The organism is Candidatus Nitrosotalea sinensis (genome assembly GCF_900143675.1).
Lineage (GTDB): Archaea > Thermoproteota > Nitrososphaeria > Nitrososphaerales > Nitrosopumilaceae > Nitrosotalea > Nitrosotalea sinensis.
The window spans coordinates 424,299-437,012 of the sequence record NZ_FRFC01000003.1 but is presented as its reverse complement, the minus strand read 5'-3'; the positions used below and the strand labels follow the sequence as shown (position 1 = coordinate 437,012).

19 protein-coding genes are annotated in these 12,714 nt (G+C 38.4%); 10 read left to right on the top strand and 9 right to left on the bottom strand.

The genetic code is table 11. The features are described from left to right. Positions 1-55: 55 nt before the first annotated feature. Positions 56-199, bottom strand: coding sequence for a DUF5679 domain-containing protein (locus tag NSIN_RS09610; protein ID WP_245871897.1), 144 nt, complete (start codon positions 197-199; stop codon positions 56-58). Between the two features lie 252 nt (positions 200-451). Here NSIN_RS09610 and NSIN_RS04135 point away from each other — a divergent pair, with 252 nt between their 5' ends. The 4 genes from NSIN_RS04135 (at position 452) to NSIN_RS04120 (ending at position 3,408) form a co-directional block, all read left to right on the top strand. Next, positions 452-949, top strand: coding sequence for a hypothetical protein (locus tag NSIN_RS04135; protein WP_101009517.1), 498 nt, complete (start codon positions 452-454; stop codon positions 947-949). A gap of 91 nt (positions 950-1,040) precedes the next feature. Continuing rightward, complete coding sequence (locus NSIN_RS04130; protein WP_101009516.1) at positions 1,041-2,186, top strand: DUF373 family protein; 1,146 nt, start codon at positions 1,041-1,043, stop codon at positions 2,184-2,186. 77 nt (positions 2,187-2,263) lie between these two features. Further along, positions 2,264-2,965 carry a polyprenyl diphosphate synthase gene (uppS, locus tag NSIN_RS04125; RefSeq protein WP_101009515.1) on the top strand — a complete coding sequence of 234 codons (702 nt, stop codon included), beginning with the start codon at positions 2,264-2,266 and terminating at the stop codon, positions 2,963-2,965. Between the two features lie 38 nt (positions 2,966-3,003). Further along, positions 3,004-3,408, top strand: coding sequence for a bis(5'-nucleosyl)-tetraphosphatase (locus tag NSIN_RS04120; protein ID WP_101009514.1), 405 nt, complete (start codon positions 3,004-3,006; stop codon positions 3,406-3,408). Here NSIN_RS04120 and pyrF read toward each other — a convergent pair. From pyrF to NSIN_RS04100, 5 genes are all read right to left on the bottom strand, one after another. Then, positions 3,403-4,149: an orotidine-5'-phosphate decarboxylase gene (gene pyrF / locus NSIN_RS04115; protein ID WP_101009513.1), complete on the bottom strand. Its 747-nt coding sequence runs from the start codon at positions 4,147-4,149 to the stop codon at positions 3,403-3,405. The two genes, NSIN_RS04120 and pyrF, sit on opposite strands and share 6 nt — an antisense overlap. Then, complete coding sequence (locus NSIN_RS04110; protein WP_101009512.1) at positions 4,146-4,799, bottom strand: hypothetical protein; 654 nt, start codon at positions 4,797-4,799, stop codon at positions 4,146-4,148. The genes pyrF and NSIN_RS04110 overlap by 4 nt, the downstream gene beginning before the upstream one ends. Before the next feature lie 55 nt (positions 4,800-4,854). Then, complete coding sequence (locus NSIN_RS04105) at positions 4,855-5,856, bottom strand: adenylosuccinate synthetase (protein ID WP_101009511.1); 1,002 nt, start codon at positions 5,854-5,856, stop codon at positions 4,855-4,857. 103 nt (positions 5,857-5,959) lie between these two features. Continuing rightward, positions 5,960-6,121: a hypothetical protein gene (locus tag NSIN_RS09425; RefSeq protein ID WP_165775236.1), complete on the bottom strand. Its 162-nt coding sequence runs from the start codon at positions 6,119-6,121 to the stop codon at positions 5,960-5,962. Between the two features lie 63 nt (positions 6,122-6,184). After that, positions 6,185-6,709, bottom strand: coding sequence for a hypothetical protein (locus NSIN_RS04100; protein WP_133124049.1), 525 nt, complete (start codon positions 6,707-6,709; stop codon positions 6,185-6,187). A gap of 195 nt (positions 6,710-6,904) precedes the next feature. Between NSIN_RS04100 and NSIN_RS04095 the strand changes: the two genes are divergently transcribed. Then, positions 6,905-7,363 carry a hypothetical protein gene (locus tag NSIN_RS04095; protein ID WP_101009509.1) on the top strand — a complete coding sequence of 153 codons (459 nt, stop codon included), beginning with the start codon at positions 6,905-6,907 and terminating at the stop codon, positions 7,361-7,363. On the opposite strand, the gene NSIN_RS04090 is transcribed toward NSIN_RS04095, so the two are convergent. Beyond that, positions 7,360-7,638, bottom strand: a complete 279-nt coding sequence (locus tag NSIN_RS04090; RefSeq protein ID WP_101009508.1) for a Fe(2+)-trafficking protein — start codon at positions 7,636-7,638, stop codon at positions 7,360-7,362. The two genes, NSIN_RS04095 and NSIN_RS04090, sit on opposite strands and share 4 nt — an antisense overlap. Positions 7,639-7,709: 71 nt before the next feature. After that, positions 7,710-9,194, bottom strand: coding sequence for a porin PorA family protein (locus NSIN_RS04085; RefSeq protein ID WP_101009507.1), 1,485 nt, complete (start codon positions 9,192-9,194; stop codon positions 7,710-7,712). Positions 9,195-9,285: 91 nt separating this feature from the next. Between NSIN_RS04085 and NSIN_RS04080 the strand changes: the two genes are divergently transcribed. The 5 genes from NSIN_RS04080 (at position 9,286) to NSIN_RS04055 (ending at position 11,942) form a co-directional block, all read left to right on the top strand. Then, the gene (locus tag NSIN_RS04080; RefSeq protein ID WP_245871896.1) at positions 9,286-9,510 is read left to right on the top strand and encodes a hypothetical protein; all 225 of its coding nucleotides are present in this window, start codon (positions 9,286-9,288) and stop codon (positions 9,508-9,510) included. Between the two features lie 51 nt (positions 9,511-9,561). After that, entirely contained in the window at positions 9,562-10,200 is a 639-nt protein-coding gene (locus NSIN_RS04075) for a hypothetical protein (RefSeq protein ID WP_101009506.1), read from the top strand. After that, a complete protein-coding gene (locus tag NSIN_RS04070; protein WP_449289575.1) occupies positions 10,184-10,474 on the top strand; it encodes a winged helix-turn-helix domain-containing protein in 291 nt (96 codons plus the stop codon). Before NSIN_RS04075 ends, NSIN_RS04070 begins: the two co-directional genes overlap by 17 nt. A 359-nt stretch (positions 10,475-10,833) precedes the next feature. Further along, complete coding sequence (locus NSIN_RS04060; RefSeq protein WP_101009504.1) at positions 10,834-11,424, top strand: L-threonylcarbamoyladenylate synthase; 591 nt, start codon at positions 10,834-10,836, stop codon at positions 11,422-11,424. Further along, on the top strand, positions 11,421-11,942 hold the full coding sequence (locus NSIN_RS04055) for a THUMP domain-containing protein (protein ID WP_101009503.1): 522 nt from the start codon (positions 11,421-11,423) through the stop codon (positions 11,940-11,942). The genes NSIN_RS04060 and NSIN_RS04055 overlap by 4 nt, the downstream gene beginning before the upstream one ends. Here the strand turns inward: NSIN_RS04055 and cgi121 are convergent. Further along, positions 11,931-12,707, bottom strand: a complete 777-nt coding sequence (gene cgi121 / locus NSIN_RS04050; protein ID WP_101009502.1) for a KEOPS complex subunit Cgi121 — start codon at positions 12,705-12,707, stop codon at positions 11,931-11,933. The genes NSIN_RS04055 and cgi121 overlap by 12 nt on opposite strands. Positions 12,708-12,714 lie beyond the last annotated feature (7 nt).

Sequence of the window (12,714 nt, the reverse complement as noted above, 5' to 3'; positions counted from 1 at the left end):
AAAGAACATGAAATGTGACAGTATACCAGGTATCTTGAAAAAGAAGAAAATTGTACTAAGCCTTACCTATTCGGAAGACGTTAGTACCACATTTTGGACATGTGCCCTTAACCGCAGGTCGTCCGTTCTTTAGCTTAACTTCCTTTGGATTTGCGATGTCGACTTTTTTTCTGCATTTTACGCAGTACGCTTGAGTCATTTCAACTTCTTACGAATGAAGTGGTATATAGCAAGACGCTGTAAAAATTATTTCACTATACACTAGAGGGTGTTAAATTTTTACATGGCCTAATTCAGATCATAGATCTAGTTTTTACATAAAAATACATGATTTTATCATATTTCTTACGAGGAAAGGATCCAAGACCGTGAAATTAACAAATTGGGTACAAGAATAATCAAATTGTTTACTGTAGTTATGCTTTTAAAAGCGATAAAAAGATTCACTTGAATGGCCAGCAGAAAAGGCATCATAGTCACAGGCATAATATTGGCAGCCATAGGGGGAGCAAGTTTTATGATATGGTTCCTCCCGCAAAACCACGGTTCTACGTTTGTTGTTTCAGACTATAAAGCCGAGCTGGACAGTGTCAAAGAGAAACAGTCGTTAATCATAGCAGATACAGATGCAAGCATGAAAGGATTATCAGACAAGACCGTCTCACCTGACAACTATACAAGCCAGGCCCAGGTTGCATCGTCTCAAGTTTCATCACTTGTAACAGAGTTGGTTGAAAGCAATCCACCTGCAGAGTGGAAGCAGAGCTATGGTGCATATTATGAATCCCTCAAAAAGTACAACGACTATCTAGCAGAGACCATGTCTCTTGCAAACAAGATAAAGTCAGGGGCACCTCAATCTGAGATAAGCGATGAGATGTCAAAGATTACATCACTCAAACAAGAGTCAGATACTTTGGCAGCCAAATCAGACCAAGCTCGTCCATGAGATAATACCACAAAACCAAGACATCTCATGTAGTTGTAAAAATTAATTGAAATTACATTAATTAATAGGAAATGCCATTTTCGTCTATACCATGTCTGCAAAAGAGACCAGCCTGCAAAGAGGTGTAACTGAGACAAAGACCAGCAGATTATTGGTGATTTGTGTTGACAGGGATGATGACATAGGAATCAAGGCAGGAGTTGTAACTCCGGTTGTTGGTCGTAATGCATGCATAGAGGCAGCACAGCGACTTGCACTAGAAGACCCAGAGGATGCAGATTCTAATTCAATTTTTGCAGCTGTTAAAACTTTTGAAGATCTTACAAGCAAGGGATACCAAGCAGAGGTCGCACTTGTTTCAGGAGTAGAACACAAAGGAGTTCAGGGAGACGAAAAAATTGTGGCGCAGGTAAAATCAATTGCAATGCAATTTTCCGCTAATGGTGCAGTCATTGTATCAGATGGTGAAGATGATGAAAGTGTCATACCTATAATTCAAAATGTTTTGCCCATAATCTCTGTAAAAAGAGTAGTAATGCGAGCAAGCAGATCTGTAGAATATTCTTATGCAGTTCTTGGAAGATATCTCAAGGCAATTGCTTTTGATTCAAAATATTCCAAATTCTTTCTTGGCGTACCAGGAATGCTTTTGCTAATAGGAGGAATAGGTTCTGTCCTTGGACTGTCAAGAGAAATATTTGCAGTTCTTGTAAGCATTTTGGGCGGAGCATTTCTTATCAGAGCTTTTGACATAGACAGGGCCTGGTCCAACTGGAACAAACCAACGCCGGGAGGATTCATACGAACATTTACACTTGTTGCAGGAATTGTAATGATACTTGCATCACTTACTGCAGGAATTGGTGCTGCGGTACCCGGAGTAACCACCAAGCCGGACAACATACTAAAACTGGTGTTGAATCAGCAGACAATAGGACTCTTTGTATCAGGAATGTTGCCTTTCTTGTGGATTGGAATAGGATGCATCTTCGGCGGTTCACTTTTGAGCAGCTGGTTCAAGGGAAGCTTGAGATCTATTACAGACATACTGAGAATAATTGTACTTGTAACATTGTATCCAGTTGTATCCCAGTTCACTACAATCATGGTAAAAGGAGACAGCCCATACACGTTGATTCCTCCACTACTGATAGGTCTTGCAGTAATACTGATATCAGCATCCTTGCTCTTTCATAGATACAGAAAGAAAAAGGGTGGTGAGGTATTATCAGAATAAAAGACAAGGTTCTCAACTTTGGCGGTTTATACAGCCTGTATTCTAGAAGATTAGAAAATGATATCCAGAGTGGCGAGATGCCAAAGCATATTGCCATAATTCTAGACGGAAATAGAAGATGGGCAAAGCGCAATCTGATAATGAAGATTGATGGCCACTTTAGAGGAGCAGATGCGGTAGAAAAATTGCTTGATTGGTGTGAAGAGCTAAACATCAAGATAATTACATTGTATGTCTTGTCTGCAGAAAATCTCAATCGCAAAGACGATGAATTGGGCTACCTGTATGAATTGATTAATGAAAGACTGCACAAGCTGTACAACGATCCAAGAATTCACAAGAATCGCATGAAGGTCAAAGCAATAGGCAGCATAGAGCTATTACCTGACTTTTTAAAAGACATACTTGGCAAGCTGGAAGAAACCACAAAAGATTATGATGGTCATTACCTTAACATTGCAATAGCATATGGTGGACAAAACGAGCTTGTTGACGCCATAAAAAAAATAGGTGCAAAGATAAAAGACGGATCTCTTAATGTAAACCAGATAGACAAGGACGTAATAGAATCAAGTCTTTACACTTCACACCTTCCCCAGTCATCACCTGACATGATATTAAGAACATCAGGCGAAAAACGATTGAGTGGTTTTCTTCTCTGGCAAAGTGCATACAGCGAACTTGTATTCATGGATGTATACTGGCCGGAATTTAGAAAGATAGATCTGATGCGTGCAATTAGAACATTTCAGAAAAGAGGCCGAAGACTGGGCAAATAAAAAAGAGAAATACTGGACACCCTCAAGTTACCTTTGTAATGTTAGAAGAAAGATCGGCAGGTGCCATAATTTATCGCCAGTCACCACAGGGAAAGATGTATCTTCTTTTGAATTACCCTTCAGGTCACTGGGATTTTGTCAAGGGAAACATAGAGAAGGGCGAGGCACTAAGGGAGACAGTACTAAGAGAAGCAAGAGAAGAGACAGGCATAACAGACATTACATTTGTGGACGGATTTGAGGACAAGGTAGAGTATCATTATCAAAGAGATGGACAAGTGATACACAAGGAAGTTGCCTTTTTCTTGGCAACCACAAACACAGACAAGATTACCCTATCTTTTGAACATCAGGATTACACATGGCTTGGCTTTGATGAGGCTCTTGCAAAACTGACATACAAGACGGCCCAAAATGTATTCAAAAAAGTCAAGGACCTATGACAGGGTTATTTCTCGTAATCTTTGTGCCTCAAGTTTAGGGTTTTTTGAATTAAGAATTGTTCTTCCAACTATGAGATAGTTTGCACCGGCATCAAGTGCATCAGTTGGGTCACCCCCCTGTGTGCCAACCCCTGGAGAGTAGATCTCAAATTTTCCTTTTGCTTTTTTGCTTGATTGACGTATCAAATCAGGAATTGTAGCTCCAACTACAATTCCATCCACATTCATAGAGTATGACCATTTCAGAAATAGCTCATGTACACTTGTCATCTTGCCAGTGTTTGGATCCTGTACACGTAAACCATATCCAAGTTTTGCACCAGGATGACTCATGTGTACAAGTGTTATCACACCACGATTATTCCCATGTGCATTTTTGACAAGTTGTGACAGATTTTCAGGTCCCATTATTGGATTTGCAATCACTGCATCAAATCCACTGCTCCACAATCTTTGCAGTGTAACCATGTTTGTATTGCCAATATCATTTAGTTTGATGTCTGCTATTGTTTGTAGCCCCATATCGTGTGCTGTCTTGTTTATTTTCTTGATACTTTTTTCTCCAAGAGGCAGCAGTACATGAAAATTAAATTTCACAGCACATAGATAGTTACCGAGATTTTGTATGTTTTGTAAAGTATGCTTTTCTAGAGTTGCAAGATTTGTAGTGTCAAGATCATTTGCAAGTATTACCAGACTTTTAGAAGAAGAATCATGCATTCTTTTTCTAAACTTGCTCATGGCTTGACTAGAGGATGCTTGTCTTTGAGTTTTATCACTTTGAGATACGAGTAACCATGATCATTTACAGTACTTACAAAGATTGGCTCTGCCCCATCCTTGCTTGAATATCTCAGAAACGGCTTGGTAGGCTCTACATCAAGTTTGACATGGCAAAAGTATGATGTCTCATCAGATTCATTAAAGTTCATGAATACTCCAACATTCCATTTGCTACCATCAGGAAATGCAAATAGAGGAAACGGAGATTCTTCAAAACCATAACTTAGTTTTATCAGGCTTGTCATATCTTCAAGCTCAATTGATTGGTATGTTATTTCAGTAGGAGCAGTCTCTGGTTTTAGAGTATCAGGAAGCGCCTTTACTCGCACTACTGGCGAATAGATGTACATGGGGTTTGATACTGTATTTACAACATCAAAGTCTTCTTTTCCATTCTTGAATCCATATGATAAATAGTGACCATTTTTGTCGGCCTTGACGTAATAATTAACAGACCTTTCCTTGAGAAGGTCCATTTGTACAGATATTATGTTTTTTCCATCAAGCTCAAAAGCAAACGTAGTGCGTGGAACCCGTTCCAAGGCACAGACCATTCTTGAAAATTCAGCCATGTCGCTTACTTCAATATAAAACGGAAGTTTTGCCATGATGTTTGTGAAAAACTATCCACATTAAAAGTAGTCGTTTGTGATTATTGTTTCACTATTGTCTTCTATCAATGACATCATTTACATCAGGTCCAGTACCAATCAACGTGACTGGCACCTTTAGTTGATCTTCAATGTTTTTGATGAAATACTTGGCAGGTGAGCTCAGGTCTGCATACGATTGCATGTGAGCACACTCTGGAAAGACAACATCTAGTTTCGTTATGCCAAGCTGTGTTGCACTGTTTAGCATGATAGATCTTCTGGCAAGCTCAAAATCAAATTCTGCTGCTCTCCTCTGTCTTCCTGTAACTGTACCTACTTCTTGCCAACCCTTTGCTGTTGCCTGATCTGTTGAGATCTCATTTTTGAGAGGTCCTTCACCAACTCTAGTTACAAACGATTTAAACACAACAAGAACTTCATCAACACTTTTTGGTCCAATTCCTACATCTGCACAGATTGCAGACGCTGTGACATCTTTTGATGTAACATATGGATAGGTTCCATGCCATAATGAAAGAAATGTTCCTTGTGTTCCCTCTACTATGACATTTTCTTTTCTATCTAGTGCAAAGTTTACTTGGTTTGGTATATCATCAAGATACAGAGTAAGCGATTCGACATCTTTTGCAAGCTTTAATGTACGCATTGCTCTGTCAGCGTTGGCAGGCCCAGTACCAGTTCCTGTACTGCCTATTGATTGTTTTAGCCTACCACCTGAATCTATTGTTCTGTGTGATTCTTCAATTACACCACATTGAAAGTCTACAAATGATCTATCATCAGTTCCAAATTCTTTAATTTCTTTTAGGAGTACTTCGGGACTTATTACAACTCCAGGTCCTATTAGCAAACGTGTACCAGGATTTAGAAATGCACTTGGCAGCATTCGAACCTTGTATTTTTTGTTATCAAGTTCAATTGTGTGTCCTGCATTTGGTCCCACTCCACCTCTGACTGCTACTGTGGGATTATCCTTCATTGCAAGATATGAGACAATCTTTCCTTTACCTTCATCACCGTAAAAACCTCCAACAATTACTGTACAAGGCATACACAAGGTGAGCATAATCGGAGATATTTAAGCCAAATCTAACCATCTAAATAAAAAAATAGACAACATGTGCCTATATTACAAAATAAAAGAAGATGCCGATCTAAACGTGGATGATACCACTGCTTATCAGATACTGAACACTTTGAAGAAAGTCATTATCAGATATCTGGTTTGAGCTCCATAGATCAGCACTGCTGTGTACCCATTTTGGTATCTGCTGCGATCCTGTCGAGTTGACAGTTGTCTTTGCTACTTTTATCATACCGTGTTGGATAAGATATTGCAATCCATTTACAAAATCAGAATCTCCCAGTTGTCCTTGAGATCAGAATTTTGCATTGGTCTTGACCCACGATGGAATTGGAGCACTCGATGGTTGAGATGTATCAGATGAGTTTTGTGGGTTTGGAGGATTTACAGATGTAAAGTTTCCATAGTGTTTGTATCCCATGTTTTGTGTATAGTTTCCAAAGTGCTGGAATTGACCCATGCGGGTAAAGTTTCCATTAGGTGGAAATTGTCCCATATGTGGAAATTGTCCCATATGTGGAAAGTTACCATTTGGAGGAAAATGCCCCATTCGAGTAAAGTTACCAGAGTGCTGGAATCTCATATTTTGTGTAAAATTTCCAGAGTGTAATATTCCATGGTGTTGAAAGTTTCCACCGTTTTGTCCATTGAACCCAGGATATCCAGACTGTCCGTTTGGTCCAGAATATCCTGGTTGCCCGTTTGGTCCAGGATTGTATTTAGGATCTGCATATACTGAAGACAGGCCAGAGATGGCAAGCATGGAAATTGCAGTAAGCACAACAAATAGTCCATAGTTTCTATGGTTTTGCAGATTCATTGGAGATAACAACTGTAGATTTCTAATAAAGAATTGTGATACTTTGTTAGTTAACTTTGTTACCATATGATATCAGGCATGTCATACTAATCAAAGAGAAGAAAGATTGAAAAAGCCATGTAGTATATCATTTGAAAAAAATTACATGGCATACATTGGCAAACGGTTTTAGAGCAGATCAAGTTCTAGTATTTCATGTCAAAAAATCATGCAGGAAACATCATAGCAAACCTTGCAAGCCTTCCAGAATTTCTAAGAAAACCCATACTGAAAAAGAGACTGTCAGAGTTTTTTACAATGAATTCAGAAGACAAGAAGGAGATAATCAATAATGCTTTACAGGCAGGTCCAACCATACCATTTGACACATTTTCCACCTTGTTCAAGACATGGCTTGAAACTCTATGTAGTTTATCAGAAGAACAAAGAACAATCATGTTTTCAAGTTACATAAGTGAGATACTCAACCATCCAGAAAAACTAATTTCGTTTAACCTGGATGGAATTTTTGGAATTTACATGTCACTTTCTGTAGAACAGAGAGCAACAATTTCTTCAACAATCCAGAAAATCATCAGTACATTTGATGAAAAGGAAAGAAAGAAGATTTACTTGATAATCCCTGAAATGGCAAAAAATGAGATTGGTATCTAGTTAGGTGGCTTTTCTGGATTTCTTTTACTCTCGTCAGCAAAATTAACAACATCGCCTTCAGGAGTCATTACACCTACAAACACTTTTTCATATTTTTTGACTACTTTTCTGTGATCCGGTAGAGACATGTCAAGTTTCATTTCATTCATGACCATTATTCGATATTGCTTCCATTCTGCCCAACACTCATTGCAACATGGATATACAGAGGCCATCGGATCAAGTTCGACACCATCAGGTATCTCTTTTTTACATTTTGTGCAGGCTCTTGCCATGAAAGAAAGGGACAGAAGTAGCAATTTAATTCTTTAAGAGATTAACACGCAGGCCAGACACACTAGGAAAATCATTTACTGTCTTTTGGGAGCCAGATGGTAAATGTAGTAGGATTGTTCGTGACAGAAATCTTTCCACCATGACTCTTGATGATAGCATCACAGCTTGCAAGTCCAAGTCCTGTTCCCAGAGGCTTTGTCGTAAACAAAGGCTCGAATATTTTAGAGAGATGTTTTTCAGGTATCCCTGGTCCAGTGTCTGTTATGCTCATCACTATACCATCAGGCTTGTCTTCAACAGATATCATTACCTGACCTATTTTTCCAATTGCCTGGATTGCATTAATGACAACATTAGATAGGACAGTTTCTAATTTTAGATAATCTCCTCGCATCTTTACATCTTGTACAGGAGTTGTTATTTTTACTCCCTCAGGCACATACATTCCCTCAAGTGCACGATTAATCAGCTTGGTTGATGAGATATCTTCAATTTTTAGTGGTTTTTCCCTTACAAAGTCTAGCACTTCACCAATTTGATTGTCCATTTTATCAATGGCCCTGTTAAGGCGTTGTAGTCTTTCATTTGTCTTGGCGTCCTTGTTCTCATCCATCGACATTATTGATACCTCACCTTTGATAACAGTCAAGGTATTTCTCAAGTCATGAGATATTCTTGCAGACAAGTTTCCAATTGCAGTAAGCTTGGCATTTTTCACAAGTGTTTCAGTAGATCTTCTAAGCTTGCTTCGAAGAATCAAGATGACATTTACTCCCACTGTAAGTGAGCCAAGAAGTATCGGCATTATTCTTGTGTTATAATAATAATCAGAGATCTTTGATTTGGTGGCTTCTGATAATATGAATGAGGAATATGTTGTTGTCTTTTTCCATCCTTTTTCATTGATTGCAATGGTCTTGTTGTTTTGTACTTGATAGTCTATCCAACTTTTCTCAAATTTAACCAAGTCTCCAGTAGTAGGCTCTATCCAGAATGTAGAGTTACTATTTGACAGAATTTGAACTCCCGGATAAAGAGGAGACGTTCCAGTGATATCCAAATTGTGTGTTTGTGCATTGAATACATAGACCTCAAGGCCATTTACTGTGTCAGTGTTTTGATAAACAAGTGGGACGTCTGCAAAGACCATCGGATGAATAAAATCATAGTTTTGTTTTTGCACACCAGGCTTGAAACCAAATTGTTTTTTTGGCACATCCTTGTATGTCAAACTGTAGGCATCAACATGGTATGTCTGCTCAGAATGGAATATCTCTTTTCCAGTATCTTGGTTGACTCCACTAACTATGGACGATATTGTTACATAGTTTCCATCAGTGCCAGTTACTTTTTGAATCAGGGATTCGGTAAGGTAAAATGGTGACGATAAATCTCCACCTATTCTATTTGCAACTTGATCTTCTCCGTTTTGTTCAAGATATAGTTGATAATCACCGTTTAGCTTTTCAGATTCTTGGACATAGGCAGTAAACCATATACCAATAACGGCTGCTGTAGACGCTATCAAAAATGCAAATTCCTTGAGTGATGACATGTATTTGAAAAAAATTTATTTGATTATTAAGGTATGCTACAAAAATCATGAATGATTTCTATCAGAGTACATCAAGAAGAGATAATAGGTCTTGGAGAGAAATACAGACATGAAGATCAAGTGCCCCAAGTGTGAAAAAATAGCAGAACTTGGAGACGATTTTTCATATGTCAAGTGTTCACATTGCTCCCTTGACATATCATATGGGGATTATGTCAAAATGATTGCATACAAGGATGCTAGATACTCTGATGTATTGGGAGACTATGCAACTGACACAAGCGGCACTACATCCGGAACTCTTGATGATTGGTAGAAAAAAGTCCACCTGCAAGATTTATGTAATTTCAGAATAGACTAGAACTAGTTGGAAGTTGTATTTGAGTCAGCGCTAAATCTTTTAGGTTTTGTAGTCGGGCTTGTTTTGGGAATTTTTTCATACATTGGGTTTAGAAATACAGGCAGTCCCACTCTCTTTAGGCTAAACATTGCCTTTTTTTCAATAGGAATAGGATTTGGAGTTGTAGGATTTGGAGATTTGATGGAATTATGGGTCTTCAAGTATACTACAATAGATACATGGATACAGACACTAGGAATAGGAATTCAGACAGTAGGATACTTTTTCATAGCATTCTCTCATGGAATCAAGTCATTTTTCCCAAAATCAAGATACTTCAAGTCAATTGCCGCACCACTTTTCATTCTTCCAGGAAATTCAATTGAGCATATTATAAGGTCAATTTCTTTTATCCTACTGGTATATGGGACAATTGAAACAATAATGTCCTATATGGAGAGTAGAAAGAGGAGCGCTCTTTTCGTAGCTACAGGATTAGGATTACTTGCATTAGGAGAGTTTTTGGGCTGGTACTCGATTGTATTTCCAAAATCAATCTTGTATTTTGTCTCAGTATCAACAAAGATAGTTGGACTGGGTGCACTCTTTGTTCCAATATCGCAAGTACCAATGAGAGGAGGTATGAAAATTGGCGGTAACATATAGGACTCACATGAGCATAATTGGAGACATACTCACTACTACAAGAGACGAGTCTCCAGACGAAACAGGTGCAAGTGTAACATATCTAATACGAAAGGCAAACGTGTCATATGGAAGATTATCAAAAATTTTAGAGACACTTGTATCACAAGGATTGTTGGAACAATCAAGTTCAGACAGGGCTTGTAAATACAGAATCAGTGACAGAGGTAGAGAGTTTCTCCAAGCATACCGTGGATTTAGAGAATTTGCAGACTCGTTTGGATTGAGAATCTAGGTCTCACTTTCAGGTATATCTTCAGAATCATCATCAATATCATCGTCTGGGTCGTCAAAGTCTTCATCAAAATCATCTTCAAAGTCGTTTTCAAAATCATCTGACATAATAATCACACAAAATATTTTCCTATAAAAGACTTACACAGTCCAAATGTCATACGATTGCCAAGCCTAGTTTGGATTTACCCATCCGCCACATGAAATGCAGATCTGCATTCCATCTTCATCCTCATATGTTTCCCCGCCTGGAGGACATTGGCATTGTAGTATTTCATCCATAGTACCATATTACGTCATCCAATCTTATATTATTTTCAACAAAAAGAGATAATTTACAAGCAAAGACCCACAAAGATTGTGATTTTGCCCTGCAATGACCAATCAATAGAAGAGGTTGTAAAAAAAATACAAAATGGCGGAGTCATTGTATTTCCTACAGATACAGTATACGGCATAGGATGTGATCCACGCAATGAAGATGCTGTAAAAAAAATATACCAAATAAAAGGACGAGACAAGGTAAAGCAACTCCCCATTCTAGCATATTCCAAGGAAGATATCAAAGAGATTGCAGTCTTGGATAAAAGATCAGAAGAGATGGCAGACAAGTTCTGGCCAGGACCACTTACCTTGATACTCCAGATAAAAGACAAAAAGATTGCAAAAGCACTTGATCTTCAAGACAAGGTTGCAGTACGAGTTCCAGGCCATCTATGCATGCGCAAGTTATTGCAAAAGTGCAGACTTGTAACAGGAACTAGTGCAAACTTTTCAGGACAACCATCATTTGGCGATTCAAAGGAACTGGCAGCCAAGTTTACTGGATACGATGTTCTACTAGATGGAGGAAAGATAGAAGACTCTTGTGAATCCACAATAGTTGAAGTTATAGGTAATGAATTAAAAATAGTAAGGCAGGGCAAGATAAAATCAGAGTCGTTGGTATGAATCTAATTGCAACATGTAGCAGGCATCTTGAAGAAGAAGCATGTGATGAAATCTCAGAAATAATATCAGAACTTGGAGACCAGTCCCCAAGAATAGGTAAATCAAGTTTTTCAGGAATAATTTGGATAGATACCAAGATAGACCCTTTTACAGTCATACAGGAGATCAAGAAGATTATTCTTGACGAGCCATGGAGAATGAGATATTGTCACAGATTCATCCCACTTGCACAAACCACATCATCTACCATAGAAGAGATTGTAAATGCAGTAAAGAACCAAACTAAGATAATCAAGGATACCGAGACATACAGAATAACAATTGAAAAGCGAGGCTCAGACATCTCCTCAAAGGATCTCATTACCGCAATTGCAAACACAATCCCAAACAAGGTTTCCTTGGAATTCTATGACTGGAATGTTATGATTCAGATAATGGGCGGAATTGTAGGTGTGTCCATACTAAAAGAAGAAGACATAGTAAGTACGCTAAAGCTCAAACGAGATTCAATGGAATAGAGTAGCTGCTGCCTTTTCTGCAAGAAGATCTTCAAGAGGTGTCTTTGAGATAACACAATCAATTGCCTTTTGCGTTATACCAAATTCTTTTTGTACTAGTTTCGCATTATTTTTTTCAAATATTCCAGACTCTAGATTGTCCTCAATTTCATGGAATAATTTTGTAACAAGCGATTTTCTTCCAAGGATTAGCAAGATAAAATCATGTCCAGGTTTTACCCCGACCTTTGAGATTGCATCGCTAATCTGCCTTGTGCATGCAAACCTCATTAGTATATCAGTCTCAACTTTATTGGAAAGTAATGTTCTTGCCTTTTTTGCAGCAAGCGAAATGGCAAGAATTTTTTTTACATGTCCTATACCCAAGATGTATCCGGCATCAATTCCCTGCACCAGTATGCTGGGATATTTTTTCCTCATCAAATCAAGAAATTCCACAGGGTCTTGCATCTCGCCAATTCGTACAAGTTCTACACCAGTTCCAGATACATCAAGATGAATTCTTTTTGATGCGCCCCCATGTACAAGCGGTATTATAGTTATGACATCTCCATCTTGGAGCACGGTATCTTTTCCCTGCAATGCTGATGAATCTACACCATTTACTGCCACCAAGATATTGTCAGGGTCAAGTTTTGGCAAATTCTGAGGAATTAGGTTTTGAATGTCATCAACAAGTCCAGATATGGTACCAGGATTTGAAATTTCCAACTTATCAGCAGAGAAGGATTTTCTTGCTCCTCCCAATAGCTTGACTGTTATCATTGTATCA

Bases quoted from the DNA above. Each gene is read 5' to 3' on its own strand.
- pyrF (WP_101009513.1), bottom strand. From the start codon at position 4,149: ATGAGCAAGTTTAGAAAAAGAATGCATGATTCTTCTTCTAAAAGTCTG.
- uppS (WP_101009515.1), top strand. From the start codon at position 2,264: ATGCCAAAGCATATTGCCATAATTCTAGACGGAAATAGAAGATGGGCA.
- NSIN_RS04055 (WP_101009503.1), top strand. From the start codon at position 11,421: ATGAATCTAATTGCAACATGTAGCAGGCATCTTGAAGAAGAAGCATGT.
- NSIN_RS04100 (WP_133124049.1), bottom strand. From the start codon at position 6,709: ATGAATCTGCAAAACCATAGAAACTATGGACTATTTGTTGTGCTTACT.
- NSIN_RS04120 (WP_101009514.1), top strand. From the start codon at position 3,004: ATGTTAGAAGAAAGATCGGCAGGTGCCATAATTTATCGCCAGTCACCA.
- NSIN_RS04130 (WP_101009516.1), top strand. From the start codon at position 1,041: ATGTCTGCAAAAGAGACCAGCCTGCAAAGAGGTGTAACTGAGACAAAG.
- NSIN_RS04090 (WP_101009508.1), bottom strand. From the start codon at position 7,638: ATGGCAAGAGCCTGCACAAAATGTAAAAAAGAGATACCTGATGGTGTC.
- NSIN_RS04095 (WP_101009509.1), top strand. From the start codon at position 6,905: ATGTCAAAAAATCATGCAGGAAACATCATAGCAAACCTTGCAAGCCTT.
- NSIN_RS04110 (WP_101009512.1), bottom strand. From the start codon at position 4,799: ATGGCAAAACTTCCGTTTTATATTGAAGTAAGCGACATGGCTGAATTT.
- cgi121 (WP_101009502.1), bottom strand. From the start codon at position 12,707: ATGATAACAGTCAAGCTATTGGGAGGAGCAAGAAAATCCTTCTCTGCT.
- NSIN_RS04135 (WP_101009517.1), top strand. From the start codon at position 452: ATGGCCAGCAGAAAAGGCATCATAGTCACAGGCATAATATTGGCAGCC.
- NSIN_RS04085 (WP_101009507.1), bottom strand. From the start codon at position 9,194: ATGTCATCACTCAAGGAATTTGCATTTTTGATAGCGTCTACAGCAGCC.
- NSIN_RS09425 (WP_165775236.1), bottom strand. From the start codon at position 6,121: ATGATAAAAGTAGCAAAGACAACTGTCAACTCGACAGGATCGCAGCAG.
- NSIN_RS04105 (WP_101009511.1), bottom strand. From the start codon at position 5,856: ATGCCTTGTACAGTAATTGTTGGAGGTTTTTACGGTGATGAAGGTAAA.
- NSIN_RS09610 (WP_245871897.1), bottom strand. From the start codon at position 199: ATGACTCAAGCGTACTGCGTAAAATGCAGAAAAAAAGTCGACATCGCA.